Origin of the sequence: Kribbella sp. CCNWLW201, assembly GCF_037203805.1 — a bacterium.
GTDB lineage: Bacteria > Actinomycetota > Actinomycetes > Propionibacteriales > Kribbellaceae > Kribbella.
The window spans coordinates 445,683-459,994 of the sequence record NZ_JBBCBQ010000001.1 but is presented as its reverse complement, the minus strand read 5'-3'; the positions used below and the strand labels follow the sequence as shown (position 1 = coordinate 459,994).

Genomic DNA, 14,312 nt, shown 5'->3' with positions numbered 1-14,312 from the left:
TCACTGGCCGTGAACCGGGAGCTGACGTTACAGTCTGGCTGACAAGGTCGTCCGCGACAGCGGTGTCGCGGGCAGCCGGCACAACCGAACGATCAGGAGCACGCCCCGGCTCGCGTCCCCCGGCAACCGGTTTGCCGGGCACATTCCCAGGGATACTGACCTCATGGCCCGCCCAAGGAACAACCCCGGCGACCTCGCCGAACTCCCCACGGAGCTTCGGACCGATCGGCCGAAGGGTGACCAGATCCGCGAGATTCTGGAGAAGCTCACCCGTTCGCTGGCCGTCGGCACCGTGCTGCCGTCCGAGCGTGTCCTCGCCGAGCGCTTCGGCGTGGCCCGGATGACGGTGCGGCAGGAGGTGGACCGCGTGGTGGCCGAGGGCCTGGCCGCCCGGCGCCCCGGCGGCGGCACCTTCGTGGCCGAACCGCGCCCGTCCCGGATGCTCGCCTCGTCGTTCAGCCAGGACATGATCAACCGCGGCATCAAACCCGGCGCCAAGGTGCTCGAGCACCGCATCGGCACCGCCGACGAGGACCTGGCCCGCGAACTCGAAGAGCCGGTCGGCACCCCGGTCCTGCACCTGATCCGGCTCCGCACCGCCGACGGCGAGCCGATGGCAGTCGAGCGCACCGCGCTGTCCCTGCACCGGTACCCCGGACTCGAGGACGTCGACTTCGCCGAGAACTCCCTGTACGGCGAACTGTCGTCGCGCTGGGGCGTCACCCTCGGCATGGTCTCCGCCTCGATCGTCGCCGCGCCACCGGACCCGGTCGACGCCGAACTCCTCGAGATCGACTCGGCCACCCCGTGCCTGATCATCACCTCAGCCCCCCGAACCGCCTCCGGCGAGGTGATCGAGTTCGGCCGCTCGGTCTACCGCTCAGACCGCTACGACATCACCGTCGCCTACCGAGCCACGTAGCACGCGTGGGATCGACCCGTTCCTACACGTTCAGGCTTCGTAGGACGTTGGGAGTCAGACCGCGCGCGGCCATGCGAGTGACGATTTCCACGGTGAGGGCCTGGACCAGCATCGCACCGACCATCGTTGACGTGGCGCCGGTTCGTTCCGGGCTGCCTTCGACGGCGATCATCGCGTCGCCCGGTTCGCCGCAGTTGTCGATGACCACGTCCGCCACCTCGAAGAGCCGCTGACCACCGGGCGCTCGCGAGCTCACCGCCGTACTGTGTGCCAGCGAAGTCAGCGCGATCACCTTCGCCCCCTTCGCCCGGGCTCCGATCGCGAATTCCACCGGTACGGCGTTCCGCCCCGAGTTCGACACGATCAGTACGACGTCGCCCGGGCCGATGTCATTGGTCTGCAGCAGTACGTCGGCCAACCCGGTCAACCGCTCCAGCAACGAGCTCTTCTCCAACCCCTCGTGCAGCATCAACCCGGGTTCGAGCACCGCCCGCACATCCGCCAACCCGCCGGCCCGTCCGTACATCTCCTCGGCGATTACATGGCTGTGCCCGGTCCCGAACACCCAGAACACCTTGGCGTCCACCACTAACTCGGCGGCCCGCGCGATCGCGTCGCCTTGTGTCTCCGCGGCCCGCGCCGCAACCTCCAACGCCCGCCGCATGAACTCCTCAGCCCCAGCCATGCCCCGAACCTACCGGCACCCGCCACACGCTCCCAGCAACCCGGCTAGACCACTCCGAGGACCTCGCGCTGGTGAGCCGCGCGCTCGTACTCGTCAACCAGCGCGATGGCGAAATCGGCGTACGACGTCAGGGCGGTCAGATCGCCGGGACCGAGGCGGTAGGTGCCGGTGCGGGTGGGGTCGGCGTGGTTGAAGTCGCCGGCGGGGGCGAAGGCGACCCAGTCGAGGGTCGAGGCGGCGAAGGTGTCGAGGGCGGCTCGGTGGGCCAGGGAGAAGGAGCGGTATTGCTCGGGAAAGCCGGGGGTGTCCATCACGAGCGTGCCGTCCGCGGCCGGAATGAGGGACGCCAGGCTCACCCAGATCAGGCGGGTTTCGCCCAAGGCGTCGACCAAGGCCCGGGCGGCGTTCGGGAAGAACTCGGATCCGCCGTCGTACACGGTCGCGATCACCGCGTCGTGCCCGGTGACCAGTTCGGCGGTCCGGGCCACGTCGGTCACGTCTCCCGGGACCGCGCCGGCCGGCGCGCCTTCCGTCGTACGGGCGACCGGTGTCACCTCGTGGCCGCGGCTGCGTGCCTCGTCGACGGCGGCACGGCCGGCTCGTCCGCGTGCGCCGATGACCAGAATCTTGCCCATCACAACCTCCTCGGTTTCGCTGATGCCGTGACCGTAGAAGGCGACCTGGTTACCGATCGGATACCGTGAAAAGCGTGGAGACGTTGCGGGCGGACATGTTCGACGAGATCTGCCCGTCGACGTTGCTGCCGTTCCGGATCGGCGGGGACAAGTGGGCAGCGCTGGTGCTCGTCTGCCTGGAGGACGGTCCGCGCCGGTACTCGGAGCTGCGAGTGCCGCTGGCCCGCGTCACTCCCAAGGTCCTCACCCAGTCGCTGCGCACCCTGGAGCGGGACGGGTTCATCCTTCGGAAGCAGTACGACGAGCCGGTACGACGCGTGACGTACGAGCTGACCGACCTCGGCCGCAGCCTGCTCGAACCGATGCGGGTGATGTGCGACTGGGCCAGCGATCACTGGGACGAGCTCCTGGATGCCCGCGAATCGTAGGTGCGGCCAACGGTAGACTGCCGGTTGTGGACGAGCAGACGCCAAGTGTGTTGTTGCAGACGCCCAGTTGGTTGCTCACCCAGAGCGCGGCCCACGCGGGGCGGATCATCGGCGAGGCGTTCGCCTCCGCGGGCGCCCGGGCGTACCACTTCCGGCTGCTCGCGACCCTGGTCGAGTTCGGCCCGGCCAGTCAGGCGACCCTCGGCCGGCACAGCGGCATCGACCGCAGCGATGTGGTTGCCGCCCTCAACGAGCTCGCCGCCGACGGGTACGTCGAGCGCACTCCGGACCCGGCGGACGGCCGCCGCAACATCATCACCCTGACCGCGTCAGGCCGACGGCACCACAAGCGCCTGGCGGCCCTGGTGGCGCAGGCCCAGGACGAGATCTTCGCCCCCCTCACGCCCACCGATCGAGCCCGCCTGACCACCCTTCTCGGCCGGCTGCTGGCCCATCACCAGACGGGCAATTGAGCCCGCGCGGCCTTCTGAGTACGACGGACGCGGTACTCGCGGGCGTGGACGCGCCGCCGGGCCGCCCGGGAGATCTTCCGCCTGAAACCTTCTGCCGTCTCCACCGGTTGCTGATCCGTCTGCATCGCGTTCACACCCTTACCGATGCACGATCCGCCCGAACGGTTCCGTCGTACCGGAGGGTGGTACCGGGGACGTCGTACCGTGAAATGGTGCCGTTCGGCTGAAAAACCGATCTGTTGGGCGCAGATCGGGTGCTGCTGGGCGATACGGCGGTTCCGTGGCCGGGGCGGCATTGGTAGAAAGGGGACCGGGCGCTCCAGCGCGCCGAAGCTAGCGAGGAGGAGTCCGCGACGTGACGAACGCAGAGTCACCCCAGTCCGAAGCCACCAATTCGGAAGCATTGTCGAACCTCATGCACGAGGAGCGCCGGTTCGAGCCGCCCGCCGACCTGGCCGCGAACGCCAACCTCAAGGCCGACGCCTACGAGGCCGCCGCAGCCGACTTCGAGGGGTTCTGGGCCGAGCAGGCTAAGCGGGTGACCTGGGCGGTCGAGCCGACCCAGACGCTGGACTGGAGCAATCCGCCGTTCGCCAAGTGGTACGCCGACGGCAAGCTGAACGCGGCCTACAACTGCGTCGACCGGCACGTCGAGAACGGTCTCGGCGACAAGGTCGCGTACTACTTCGAGGGCGAGCCCGGCGACACCCGCGAGATCACCTACGCCCAGCTCAAGGACGAGGTGAGCAAGGCAGCCAACGCGCTGCTCGAGCTCGGCGTCCAAGCCGGCGACCGGATCGCGATCTACATGCCGATGATCCCGGAGACCGTGGTCGCGATGCTGGCCTGCGCCCGGATCGGCGCCCCGCACACCGTGGTGTTCGGCGGCTTCTCCGCAGACGCGCTGAAGGGCCGGATCCAGGACTGCGACGCCCGCGTGGTGATCACGTCCGACGGCGGCTACCGCCGTGGTGCTGCCGCCGCGCTCAAGCCGGCCGTCGACACCGCGCTCGAGGAATGCCCCGACGTACGGAACGTCCTGGTGGTACGCCGTACCGGCCAGGGCATCAACATCGTCGAGGGCCGCGACCTGTGGTGGGACGACTTCGTCGGCAAGCAGTCGACTGAGCACACCCCGGAAGCGTTCGACGCCGAGCACCCGCTGTACGTGATGTACACGTCCGGTACGACAGGCAAGCCGAAGGGCATCCTGCACACGACCGGCGGCTACCTCGTCGGTACGGCGTACACCCAGTGGGGCGTGTTCGACCTCAAGGCCGACACCGACGTCTACTGGACGGCCGCCGACATCGGCTGGGTCACCGGCCACAGCTACATCGTGTACGGCGCCCTGGCGAACGCGACCACGTCCGTGCTGTACGAAGGCACCCCGGACACGCCGCACCAGGGCCGCTGGTGGGAGATCGTGCAGAAGTACAAGGTCTCCATCCTGTACTGCGCTCCGACCGCGATCCGCACGTTCATGAAGTGGGGCTCGGACATCCCGGCGAAGTTCGACCTGTCCTCGCTGCGGGTGATCGGGTCGGTCGGTGAGCCGATCAACCCGGAGGCCTACATCTGGTACCGCGAGAACATCGGCGGCAACCAGGCGCCGGTGGTCGACACCTGGTGGCAGACCGAGACCGGGATGCACATGATCTCGCCGCTGCCGGGCGTGACCGCGGGCAAGCCGGGCGCTGCGATGAAGGCGATCCCGGGCGTCAGCGTGGACGTCGTCGACGACGCGGGCAACTCGGTGCCGGACGGTTCCGGCGGGTACCTCGTCATCACCAAGCCGTGGCCGGCGATGCTGCGCACGCTGTGGGGCGACGACCAGCGGTTCGTCGACACCTACTGGTCCCGCTGGCCGGGCGTGTACTTCGCCGGTGACGGGGCCAAGAAGGACGAGGACGGCGACCTGTGGCTGCTCGGCCGGGTCGACGACGTGATGAACGTGTCCGGCCACCGGCTGTCCACCACCGAGATCGAGTCCGCGCTCGTCTCGCACCCGAAGGTCGCCGAGGCCGCGGTCGTCGGCGCCTCCGACCCGACCACCGGTCAGGCGATCGCCGCGTTCGTGATCCTGCGGTCCGAGGCCGGCGACGGTGGTCCCGACGTGGTCCAGGAACTCCGCAACCACGTCGCCAAGGAGATCGGCCCGATCGCCAAGCCACGCCAGATCATGGTCGTGGCCGAACTCCCGAAGACCCGCTCCGGCAAGATCATGCGCCGCCTGCTCCGCGACGTCGCCGAGAACCGCGAAGTCGGCGACGTCACCACCCTCGCCGACTCCACCGTAATGGACCTCATCAAAACCAACCTGGAATCCGGCAAGGCCGACGAGGACTGATCCGCAGTAGCACCTGCACGCACGTGAAGGCCCCGGGAAGAAATCTCTGAACCCCTTCCCGGGGCCTTCGCGTGGATCGGGGATCAGACCTGGTCGGCCTTTTCGAGGGCGGTGCAGCAGGTGTTCACGAGGAGGCGGGTGACGTTGTAGGGGTCGATGTTGGCGTTGGGCCGGCGGTCCTCGATGTAGCCCTTCTTATCGACCTCCACCTGCCAGGGGATGCGGACCGAGGCACCGCGGTTGGAGACGCCGTAGCTGTAGACATCGTGCGGGGCGGTCTCATGCTGGCCGGTGAGGCGATCTTCGATGCCGTCGCCGTAGCCGGCGATGTGCTCCTCGACCTTGCCGGGAGCGCCGAGGGACTCGCAGGCAGTGATGATCGCGTCGTAGCCCTCGCGCATGGCCCTGGTGGAGAAGTTGGTGTGCGCGCCGGCGCCGTTCCAGTCGCCCTTGGCCGGCTTGGCGTCCAGGGTCGCGGCGACGTCGTACTCCTCGGCGATCCGGTAGAGCAGCCAGCGGGCGACCCACAGGTGGTCGGCGACCTCGACCGGGCCGGCCGGGCCGATCTGGAACTCCCACTGACCGGGCATGACCTCGGCGTTGATGCCGGAGATCTGCAGGCCCGCGTCGATGCAGGCGTCCAGGTGCTTCTCGACGATCTCGCGGCCGAAGACCTCGTCGGCGCCGACGCCGCAGTAGTACGGGCCCTGCGGGGCGGGGAAGCCGACGGCGGGGAAGCCGAGCGGGCGGCCCTCCTGGAAGAAGGTGTACTCCTGCTCGATACCGAACCAGGAGTCCTGGTCGGCGAACCGCTCGGCGATCGGGAGCAGCTTGGCCCGGTTGTTGGTCGGGTGCGGGGTGCCGTCGACGAGGTAGACCTCGCACAGCACCAGCTTGTGGTCGCCGCCGCGGATCGGATCGGGACACGAGAAGACCGGCTTGAGCACGCAGTCCGAGTTGTCACCGGGCGCCTGGTTGGTACTCGAACCGTCAAAACCCCAGTCCGGCAGTTCGGCGCCGTCGGCGAGGATCTTCGTCTTCGAGCGAAGCCGTGCGCTCGGCTCGGTACCGTCGATCCAGATGTACTCGGCCTTGTAGGTCACCGTCTGTCCCTTCGTCGTGGCCGTCCCCTCAGGTGGTCCTGAACAGCCGAGACCGACAGTGTCAAGCAGCAATTTCGGTCCTGTTGCTCGTATGTGACGAGCGTGTTAACCGCAGTGTGACTAGGGTTGCGTCGCGTGACGACGATCGATGTGCTGCTGGCGATAGCTCATGCGGGTCTCGCGGCGGCGTGGGTCGGCGGAATGGCCTACTCGCTGTTCGTCGTCCAGCCCAAGCTGAAGAAGTACTTCGGTCCCGATCAGGACGGCCGGGAGGCGCTCACCACGGTGATTGCCTCGGGCAATCGGTGGAAGGTGGTCGGGCTGATCACGGCGATCGCAGTGACCGGGGTGGTGCTGCTGGTGCTCGAGTGGGAGCACTGGTGGGTTCATGCGGTGAAGGGTGCTCTGCTGCTCGGTGCGAGCGGGATCTTCTGGTACGTCTCCTGGCGCCACTGGCCGCGTCGGGTCTTCGCGACCGAGGCCGAACAGGTCGTGCTGCGGCGGCAACTCGTCGTACTGGCCGGCACGATGCTCGGTCTGACCGGTACGGCGTTCGCGCTCGGGGTGGCCGCCGTACGTCTGTGACCGTGGAGATCGGTCCGGACGTGTGCCAGGATGGCGCATCCGCCCCGGAGGAGGTGATCGTGATGGCACAAGACACGCTGCAGCTCCTGGTGAGCATGCACCGGATTGTCAGGCACCTGCGCCGGAGTCGTACGACGACGGTTCTGCACCCGACCCAGTTCCTCGCGCTGATGCTGATCGCCGACGAGCAACCGCTGCGGATCGGCGAGATCGCGACCCGCGTCCCGTGTTCGCAGCCCACCGCGACCACCACCGTCGCCGGACTCGAGGAGGCGGGCCTGGTTCGTCGCGAGCAGGACCCGGTCGACGGTCGCGCGACTGCCGTCGTACTCACCAAGGCGGGCGCGGAGATGGTGGAGGCCTCCGGCCGGCAGGCCGCGGAGGAACTCGCCAAGCTCCTCCGCCGCCTCGACGAGGCCGACCGCGACCTGGTGCTGCGCGCCGGCACCGTCCTCGCCCAGATCGCCGACGACCTCTGATTCAACGGTTACGTTCCTCCGTGTCCATCTATCTCAGGCCGGGGACGACGGAGACCGTGTACGGCGGGGTGCCCGGCGCGGCATCCAGTTGGCTGTTGACCCACAGCAGCCGATCGCGATCGCGAGCAATGGTGGTCGGCGTCGCGGTACTCGGCACCGAGTCGGCGATGATCGTCGCTTGCGTCCAATCCCGGTTGAGCACGGCCAGCCTGGTCACGTACTTGCCGCCGCCCGCGTTGTAGACGGCGTACAGGCGACACCCCTCAAGCAGGTATCCGTCGCCCGACAGGATCCCGTTGGTCACCTCGACAGTGCTGACCTGCTTGCTCCTCAGATCGATCCGGTAGGTCACGTCCTGACCCTGTTCGCCGACCAGGAGGGTCCTGCCGTCGGTGACGATGCCGTTGAGGAAGTACGGCGTCGGCTGGATCTTGTCGCGGGTGAGCCAGGGTTCGAGCTCGCCCAGGCCGTGCTCGGTCAGTGGGGCGCGCCAGATCTGGTTGTGCGCCGAGTCTGTGACGTAGACAGCGTCGCCGGCGAAGGTGAAGTCGTTGAGGAACGAGCCGGGCGCCGCCTGCCGGGTGGCGAGGAGTTTGCCGCGAGCGTCGTACAGGAAGAGCTTGGACGTACTCGCGCCGGCGACGAGGACGCGGCCCCAGCGGTCGACGTGGATGCCGGTCGCGGACGTCCGGCCGTCGCTGCCGGCGGGGAGGAACGGCTTCAGGCGTGGATCACGGGTGCTGCCGCGGTAGACCGCGCCGGTCCCGACGCTGGTCACGTACATCGTGCCGTCACGCGTGACTTCGATGCCTTCGGGAGTGTCACCGGGGGTCGTGGAGACGATGTACTCGGTCGGCCTTTGAGGTACGACGTGAGCCGCGGCGGGCTGGATCGTCGCGATCAGGGTCAGGAGTGAGAGGACTGCCAGGCGTTTCATCGCGCCAGATTGCGGCGCGGGCCCGATCCGTCGCGACCGGATTCGGTCAGAACCGAAGTAGTCGGCGGGATGACCTCCGCGCGGGCACAATCGGGAGATGATCCGGATCCACTTCACCGCGGCGGACCTCGGCCGGGTGGCGTTCCCCGACGAGCCACAGCCGCTGTGGGAGGCGGCGCTCGCGGCGCGGGCGTTGGGTGACCGCGCGATCCCGCCGGTCGCGCGTCGGTGGAGGCGTGAGGCCGGTCGTCGCGTCCGACCGTCGATGCGGCCGCTCTTCAAACTGATCGCCCCGGCCGGTCAGTTCCCCGACTTCCTCACCCCGCCGGTGCCGGCGCCCGGTCTGGAACCGGCCGTCGAGGTGCTGATGAACACCCCGTCGGAGGTGGTCCGCGCCGAACTCGGCCCGTGGCTCCCACCGGAGATCGACAAGTTCATGCAGGGCCTGCTCGCCGGCCGCGCCGGATCACGCCGAGCGCTGGGCAACGCCGTACGCGACTTCCATGTCGAGGTACTCGCGCCGTCGTCGACGGAACTACAGCGACGGTACGGCGCCGACCTCGCACTCAGGTCACGCGCCGTACTGCATGGCGGCGTCGATGCGTTGCTGAGTTCACTCCACCCCGACATCGAGTGGTCCACCCCGGTTCTGACCACCTACGGCCTCACCGCCGGCCCCACCCTCGACGTCCACCTGAACGGCCGCGGCCTCCAGCTCTACCCGTCCTCCCTCACCGCGGAATGCCTGGCCCTCGACGCTCCCGACCGCCGCCCCGTCCTGGTCTACCCGTGCGCTGATCTCCCCACCGACGACCTGGCCGAGGTCGACCCCTTGGCCGACCTCCTCGGCCGCACCCGAGCCACCGTCCTCCGAGCCCTCACCCACTCAGCCACCACCACCCAACTCTCCCGCCGCACCGGCATCTCCCTCCCCTCCACCTCAGACCACACCCGCATCCTCCGCAACGCCGGCCTGATCACCACCCACCGCACCCAGGGCACCGCCCTCCACTCCCTAACCCCCACCGCCCACCACCTCCTAACCGGGGCAACCCGGGGCATCACGGGGCAGATCCCCAAAACAGCTGTGAGAGGCGCCGACAACCGGTAAAGTTCTTCTTGCCGGGGGACACGAGTCCCTCGGAAGTGGACCCGGCAGCCTACCGGACGGTGGACGAGCCGGGTCTCGCGCTTTCACAGCTCTTTCAGCTGGCAGAACGGCGCGACTGCACGCTTCCAGGCGCCGCCCCGCATCCAGCTCCAAGCGACAGCATCCGGCACCCAGAGCAACGGATCCGATTTCGCGACGAGGACATCCCAGCGCAGCGTCTCGTGACAGCCGAAGCGACGCGCGGCTTCACGCAGCCAACGGCGGCCGTGCTCACAGGTCGACTCCTCCATCTCGACCACCAGCCGCTCGGCAGACGTCGCATTGTCCCGGACGATCGCCTCGAGGCATCTCCGACGATCAGCGTGCGTGTCCGCATCTGCCTTGTACAGATCCACCATCAGATGGAGTCCGGCGATGACCTCGATGATCTTCTTGCGGCGTGCCGGCTTCTCATGGTTGAAGTGAAGCCGTTCCTGCCCGGCCAGCAGCAAGCCTCGAAGTGTTTTGCGGGCGACTGCGACGTCACCGGATGGGCAACAGGCTGCGGCCATGAGAAGGCCTCGCACCTTGTTTTCATCGACGAACACGTGGATCGGCATTTCCCCGCCCTGTTGAGTGCGAAGGTTAGACCTTCGCACGCGGGAGGACGGGGCAGATGCTGGAACACCGGGGCATCTCGGGGCAGCTTGGGGCAGATCGCGAAAGACGCAGACAATGCGCCGAAGAAGCCGCTAACTTTGTGTCTGCCTCGGGATAGAAGAATCCCTTGGAAGTTGGTCGGGCAGCCCTCCGGACGGTGGACGAGCCCGGTCCGCGAACTGCCGGGCGCAGAATAGTTTCCGGAAGTGGCTTGGGTAGCTCACCGGACGGTGGACGAGCCCGAGTTGCGATCTTGGCCAGGGGCCGCCCTGAGGATGCTCGGGCGGCCCCTGGGCCGGGTTAGTTGCGGGTGAGGGTGAAGGTTGTGGTGGTGTTTTGGATGTCGACTGCGTTGTTGGTGAGGGTTAGGTTGTTGAAGGTGGCGGTGCCTCTTGCGGGGCCTTCGCCGGGTTCGGGGAGTTCGTTGGCCCAGATGCCGTAGCCGGACTTGGCGTCGAAGGCGTCGCCGGACTTGCGGGCTCCACTGATGGTGGTGTTGGTGAAGATGGTGTCGGCCACCGGGAAGAGTGGTTGGCCGCCCACATAATCGGTCTGGAACATGATTCCCGAGTACGTCGGATCGACGATGTCCAGATCACTCACGCGAATTCCCTGGAAGACCTTCGTGGCGGAATAGATCCACAGGGCGGGGAATGTCTGGTTACCCCAGAAATGCCCACCCGAACGCACCAGGCTGACATTCTCGAAACGGGTCGGCGGGGTCGCGCCGAAACCGTTCATCGGGATACCGAAATCGAGTGACGAGATCGTGACACCGGGATAGGTGAGCATGTCGGCGGCGTACAGGTTCCGGAACACGTTGTTCGTGCCGCCGTACACCGCGAATCCGGCTGCCCGCCACGTCAGTGTCGCGGTCAGGTTCTCGAAGACGTTGTCGCGGACCTCGCCGCCGCCGGAGTCGGTGGCGTTGAAGAGGGCGAAGCTGTCGTCGCCGGTGGCCCGGGCGTCGTTGTTGCTGACCAGGTTGCCGGCCGACCCGTTCGTCATGTTGATGCCGTCGGCAAACATGTTCCGGATGCGCGAGTTCTTGATCACCGAGGTGTCGGTGTTCGCACCCCAGTACAGGCAGACCATGTGCTCGACCCAGATGCCGTCGATGGTCATGTTGGCGGTGTTGGCGAAGTCGAACACCTTGCCCGGACCGTCGATCCGGGACGTGTAGTTCCCGAAGTAAGCGAACCCGGTGAACGACGATCCGTTCGACGACGCCTCGGTGCGGAACCCGACGTCGGTGTTGTCTTGTGTCGCCGGTGCCCGGAACCGGGTGAACCAAGGCCCGGCGCCGACCACGCGAACCGCCTTGCCGTACACCTGGAACTTCGAAGAGGTCTCGTAGTCACCCGGCGGCAGATAGACACCCTGCAGCGCACTGTTCTGCCGCACCTGGTCCAATGCGTTCTGCACATCCTGATGCGTGAAGCCCGTGGGTGTCACGAATCCCGTGCCAGGGTTGGCGATCGGCGCGACCTCTTCGGTGTCGATGAAGTCGATCGCGTACGTCGTACTGTTCGCCGGATCCTTCTGTAGCTTGATCTTCGTGCCGGCCGGGAACGTCGAGTCGAGCATGATGTTCGCCTCGTCGTAGATGTGCCGGGCCGGCCCGGAGCCGGGCGAGTTGTTCGGACTCGCGTCCGCGCCGTACAACCAGGCATAGCGAGAAGTCAGCGGCAGCGCCTTGTGGAAGGTGCCGTTCACGTACACGTTGATGCTCGAGTTGATCCCGCCACCGCCGGCCGAGTCCGGGATGGAGAACCGGGTGACGAGCGTGTTGGTCCGGGCCCGGGTGGTGAACTCGACGAACGAGCCGTTCGAGTTCAGTGTCACCGCGCGCCGCCCGGAGGCCTCGCCGGCCAGGTCGCCGATGGTCCGGTTCGGCCCGACCACCACCGCACCTCCACCGACAGACGCGTCCTCGGCCTCCAGGTGGTCGTACGGCATGTTCGCGCCACGACCCACGAAGAACGGTCGCTCACTCGTGTTGTTCGTCCGCTTCACCGGCAGCTCGTTAGCGTCATCAGCGAGTACGACGCGCACGGTGTACCGCCCGTTGGCCGCCGTCCAGTTGCCGAGGGCAACCGAAGGCGTGGTCGCACCTGCGGCGATCGCACCGCTGTACGAGCCGGTCAGCGTGGCAACGACCGAGCTGCCGTTCAGGATCGTCAGCGTGATCCCGTGTGCACCGGAAGCCGACGCGACACTGCCTTGGTTCTTCAACGCGACCGAGAAGGCGACGCTGTTCCCGGCGGACGGGTTGCTGGGCGTCCAGTTGACCGCTGCCGCGACCAGATCCGAACTCGCAACCGGCGTCACGACCAGGGGACCGCCCGCAACCCCGGTGTTGTTTGCGTCGTTCTGCTCGATCACGGCATTCGACTCGTCGACCTTTGCGCTCAACGCGTAGCTTCCTGCGTCCCGCGCGCCGACCGACGCACTGACCGTGGCCGACGCCCCGGCCGCGAGCGCCCCGACGGCCGCCGTACCGACCTTGGTCGAGCCGAGGTAGAAGTTCACGTCGGTCGCCGCGGATCCGGCCGTACCGGAGTTGCCGACCGTCGCCCGGACCGTGATCGCGTCCGTCTCAACAGGGGATGTGGGCGTCCAGGACACTCCTGACACTGTCAGATCCGGGTTCGGCGCGGGCACGCCCATCACCTGGAGCTCGGCGACCTGTCCGGCCGGGGCGCCGGTGTTGGCGGTGAAGTTCAGCCGTACGTCGGCCACCCGCGCACTGACCGGGATCGTCACCGAGTTGCCACTCGCCGGATCGAAGGGGTACGACGCCGACGCGACGATCGTGGTGAACGCGGAACCGCTCTGCTCCCGGCCGAGGATCGAGAGCGTCTGCGTCCGCGCACCCCAGGCCGGGTCCGGGTTGAGCCGGATCACGATCGAGCTGAGATCCGCGTTCGCGCCGAGCTCCGTGGTCAGCGTGGCCGGGTTGGCGTTGCCTTCCCAGTACGTCGTCACGTTGTCGTCGTTGGCGTTGGTCGCGACGAAGGTGTGCACGAACCCGGATGCGGTGATCGGCTTGCCGAGGGCGAGGTTGCTGCCCGGGCCCGAGCTGCCGCCCCGCGTCACCGTGTTGCTGTTCGCGGATTGGTTGCCTGCAGCATCTTTCGCGCGGACGAAGTACGAGACGGATGCACTGGCCGGCTGGTTGTCGGTGTAGGTGAGGACGTTGCCGGCCAGGCTGGTCCGCAGTTGTCCGTTGGCATAGACGTCGTACCCGGTGACGCCGATGTTGTCGGTCGACGCGGTCCAGGTGAGCCGGATCTGGCCGGCGGCGGGTTCGATGTAGGCCAGGTTGCCCGGGGCGGTGGGAGCCTGGGTGTCACCGGTCGCCGGTCCGTAGACCTCGAGCTCGGACAGCTGCCCGGCCGGCCAACCGGTGTTCGCGGTGATCCGGATCCGGACGTACCGCGTGGTCGCGGTGCCGTAGTCGATCGTCACGGTGTTGTTCGGCGGGTCGAATGCGCGCGCGGCGGAAGCGGAGAGGTCGGTGAAGTTCTGCCCGTCGGTGCTGCCCTGGACCGCGAGGGTCTGGGTACGAGCGCCCCAGTTCGCGGTCGGCAGCTTGAGCACGACCTGGTTGGTGGCGACCGACGAGCCGAGATCCACCTGCACCCACTGCGGGAACGCGTTGTTGGCGCTCTCCCAGTAGGTGCTCTGGTTGCCGTCCGTCACGTTCGGCGCGGCGTAGGTCTGGGTGACCGTGCTGGCCGACGCGGTCTTGCCGGCAGCGAGGTTCGGGCCGGCCAGTACGGCGGCCGTCGCGGTGCTGCCGGGTGGCGAGCTGAGCAGCGGGCCGGTCGACAGTGCCAGGCTGCCGGCCAGCAAGGCGGCGAGCAGCCGCCCTAGCCGGACTCGGTACTGCGGGGGCGGATTTCTCATGGCCTCTCCTGATTGGGCGGGGGTGAGGGCGCAAGGGAGCAGTCGTCGCACGA

General features: G+C 67.8%; 13 protein-coding genes. 7 read left to right on the top strand and 6 right to left on the bottom strand.

Translation table 11 applies throughout. The annotated features are described in order from the left end of the window. The first annotated feature begins 163 nt into the window (after window positions 1–163). Entirely contained in the window at window positions 164–922 is a 759-nt protein-coding gene (locus tag V9K99_RS01995) for a GntR family transcriptional regulator (RefSeq protein WP_337002793.1), read from the top strand. A gap of 22 nt (window positions 923–944) precedes the next feature. On the opposite strand, the gene V9K99_RS01990 is transcribed toward V9K99_RS01995, so the two are convergent. Both V9K99_RS01990 and V9K99_RS01985 read right to left on the bottom strand, forming a co-directional pair. Continuing rightward, complete coding sequence (locus tag V9K99_RS01990) at window positions 945–1,607, bottom strand: SIS domain-containing protein (protein ID WP_337002795.1); 663 nt, start codon at window positions 1,605–1,607, stop codon at window positions 945–947. 44 nt (window positions 1,608–1,651) lie between these two features. Continuing rightward, window positions 1,652–2,242, bottom strand: coding sequence for an NAD(P)-dependent oxidoreductase (locus V9K99_RS01985; protein WP_337002797.1), 591 nt, complete (start codon window positions 2,240–2,242; stop codon window positions 1,652–1,654). Window positions 2,243–2,316: 74 nt separating this feature from the next. Here V9K99_RS01985 and V9K99_RS01980 point away from each other — a divergent pair, with 74 nt between their 5' ends. From V9K99_RS01980 to acs, 3 genes are all read left to right on the top strand, one after another. Continuing rightward, on the top strand, window positions 2,317–2,670 hold the full coding sequence (locus V9K99_RS01980; RefSeq protein WP_337002799.1) for a winged helix-turn-helix transcriptional regulator: 354 nt from the start codon (window positions 2,317–2,319) through the stop codon (window positions 2,668–2,670). Window positions 2,671–2,696: 26 nt separating this feature from the next. Then, a complete protein-coding gene (locus tag V9K99_RS01975) occupies window positions 2,697–3,143 on the top strand; it encodes a MarR family winged helix-turn-helix transcriptional regulator (protein WP_337002801.1) in 447 nt (148 codons plus the stop codon). Window positions 3,144–3,558: 415 nt separating this feature from the next. Then, window positions 3,559–5,493 (top strand): acetate--CoA ligase, encoded by a 1,935-nt coding sequence (gene acs, locus V9K99_RS01970; RefSeq protein WP_337003258.1) that lies wholly within the window; start codon window positions 3,559–3,561, stop codon window positions 5,491–5,493. Window positions 5,494–5,576: 83 nt separating this feature from the next. Here acs and glnII read toward each other — a convergent pair whose 3' ends face one another. After that, window positions 5,577–6,596: a glutamine synthetase gene (gene glnII / locus V9K99_RS01965; RefSeq protein WP_337002803.1), complete on the bottom strand. Its 1,020-nt coding sequence runs from the start codon at window positions 6,594–6,596 to the stop codon at window positions 5,577–5,579. Between the two features lie 135 nt (window positions 6,597–6,731). Here glnII and V9K99_RS01960 point away from each other — a divergent pair, with 135 nt between their 5' ends. Together V9K99_RS01960 and V9K99_RS01955 are read left to right on the top strand one after the other, a co-directional pair. After that, window positions 6,732–7,181: a hypothetical protein gene (locus V9K99_RS01960; RefSeq protein ID WP_337002805.1), complete on the top strand. Its 450-nt coding sequence runs from the start codon at window positions 6,732–6,734 to the stop codon at window positions 7,179–7,181. Window positions 7,182–7,243: 62 nt separating this feature from the next. Beyond that, complete coding sequence (locus V9K99_RS01955; protein WP_337003260.1) at window positions 7,244–7,660, top strand: MarR family winged helix-turn-helix transcriptional regulator; 417 nt, start codon at window positions 7,244–7,246, stop codon at window positions 7,658–7,660. A gap of 28 nt (window positions 7,661–7,688) precedes the next feature. Here V9K99_RS01955 and V9K99_RS01950 read toward each other — a convergent pair whose 3' ends face one another. Continuing rightward, complete coding sequence (locus V9K99_RS01950; RefSeq protein WP_337002807.1) at window positions 7,689–8,597, bottom strand: SMP-30/gluconolactonase/LRE family protein; 909 nt, start codon at window positions 8,595–8,597, stop codon at window positions 7,689–7,691. Window positions 8,598–8,694: 97 nt separating this feature from the next. Between V9K99_RS01950 and V9K99_RS01945 the strand changes: the two genes are divergently transcribed. Then, a complete protein-coding gene (locus tag V9K99_RS01945; protein ID WP_337002809.1) occupies window positions 8,695–9,708 on the top strand; it encodes an ArsR/SmtB family transcription factor in 1,014 nt (337 codons plus the stop codon). Window positions 9,709–9,791: 83 nt separating this feature from the next. Here V9K99_RS01945 and V9K99_RS01940 read toward each other — a convergent pair whose 3' ends face one another. Both V9K99_RS01940 and V9K99_RS01935 read right to left on the bottom strand, forming a co-directional pair. After that, window positions 9,792–10,307: a hypothetical protein gene (locus tag V9K99_RS01940; RefSeq protein ID WP_337002811.1), complete on the bottom strand. Its 516-nt coding sequence runs from the start codon at window positions 10,305–10,307 to the stop codon at window positions 9,792–9,794. 340 nt (window positions 10,308–10,647) lie between these two features. Further along, entirely contained in the window at window positions 10,648–14,259 is a 3,612-nt protein-coding gene (locus V9K99_RS01935; RefSeq protein WP_337002813.1) for a discoidin domain-containing protein, read from the bottom strand. Between the last annotated feature and the right edge of the window lie 53 nt (window positions 14,260–14,312).

Bases quoted from the DNA above. Each gene is read 5' to 3' on its own strand.
- V9K99_RS01995 (WP_337002793.1), top strand. From the start codon at position 164: ATGGCCCGCCCAAGGAACAACCCCGGCGACCTCGCCGAACTCCCCACG.
- V9K99_RS01990 (WP_337002795.1), bottom strand. From the start codon at position 1,607: ATGGCTGGGGCTGAGGAGTTCATGCGGCGGGCGTTGGAGGTTGCGGCG.
- V9K99_RS01985 (WP_337002797.1), bottom strand. From the start codon at position 2,242: ATGGGCAAGATTCTGGTCATCGGCGCACGCGGACGAGCCGGCCGTGCC.
- acs (WP_337003258.1), top strand. From the start codon at position 3,559: ATGCACGAGGAGCGCCGGTTCGAGCCGCCCGCCGACCTGGCCGCGAAC.
- V9K99_RS01955 (WP_337003260.1), top strand. From the start codon at position 7,244: ATGGCACAAGACACGCTGCAGCTCCTGGTGAGCATGCACCGGATTGTC.
- V9K99_RS01950 (WP_337002807.1), bottom strand. From the start codon at position 8,597: ATGAAACGCCTGGCAGTCCTCTCACTCCTGACCCTGATCGCGACGATC.
- V9K99_RS01945 (WP_337002809.1), top strand. From the start codon at position 8,695: ATGATCCGGATCCACTTCACCGCGGCGGACCTCGGCCGGGTGGCGTTC.
- V9K99_RS01940 (WP_337002811.1), bottom strand. From the start codon at position 10,307: ATGCCGATCCACGTGTTCGTCGATGAAAACAAGGTGCGAGGCCTTCTC.
- V9K99_RS01935 (WP_337002813.1), bottom strand. From the start codon at position 14,259: ATGAGAAATCCGCCCCCGCAGTACCGAGTCCGGCTAGGGCGGCTGCTC.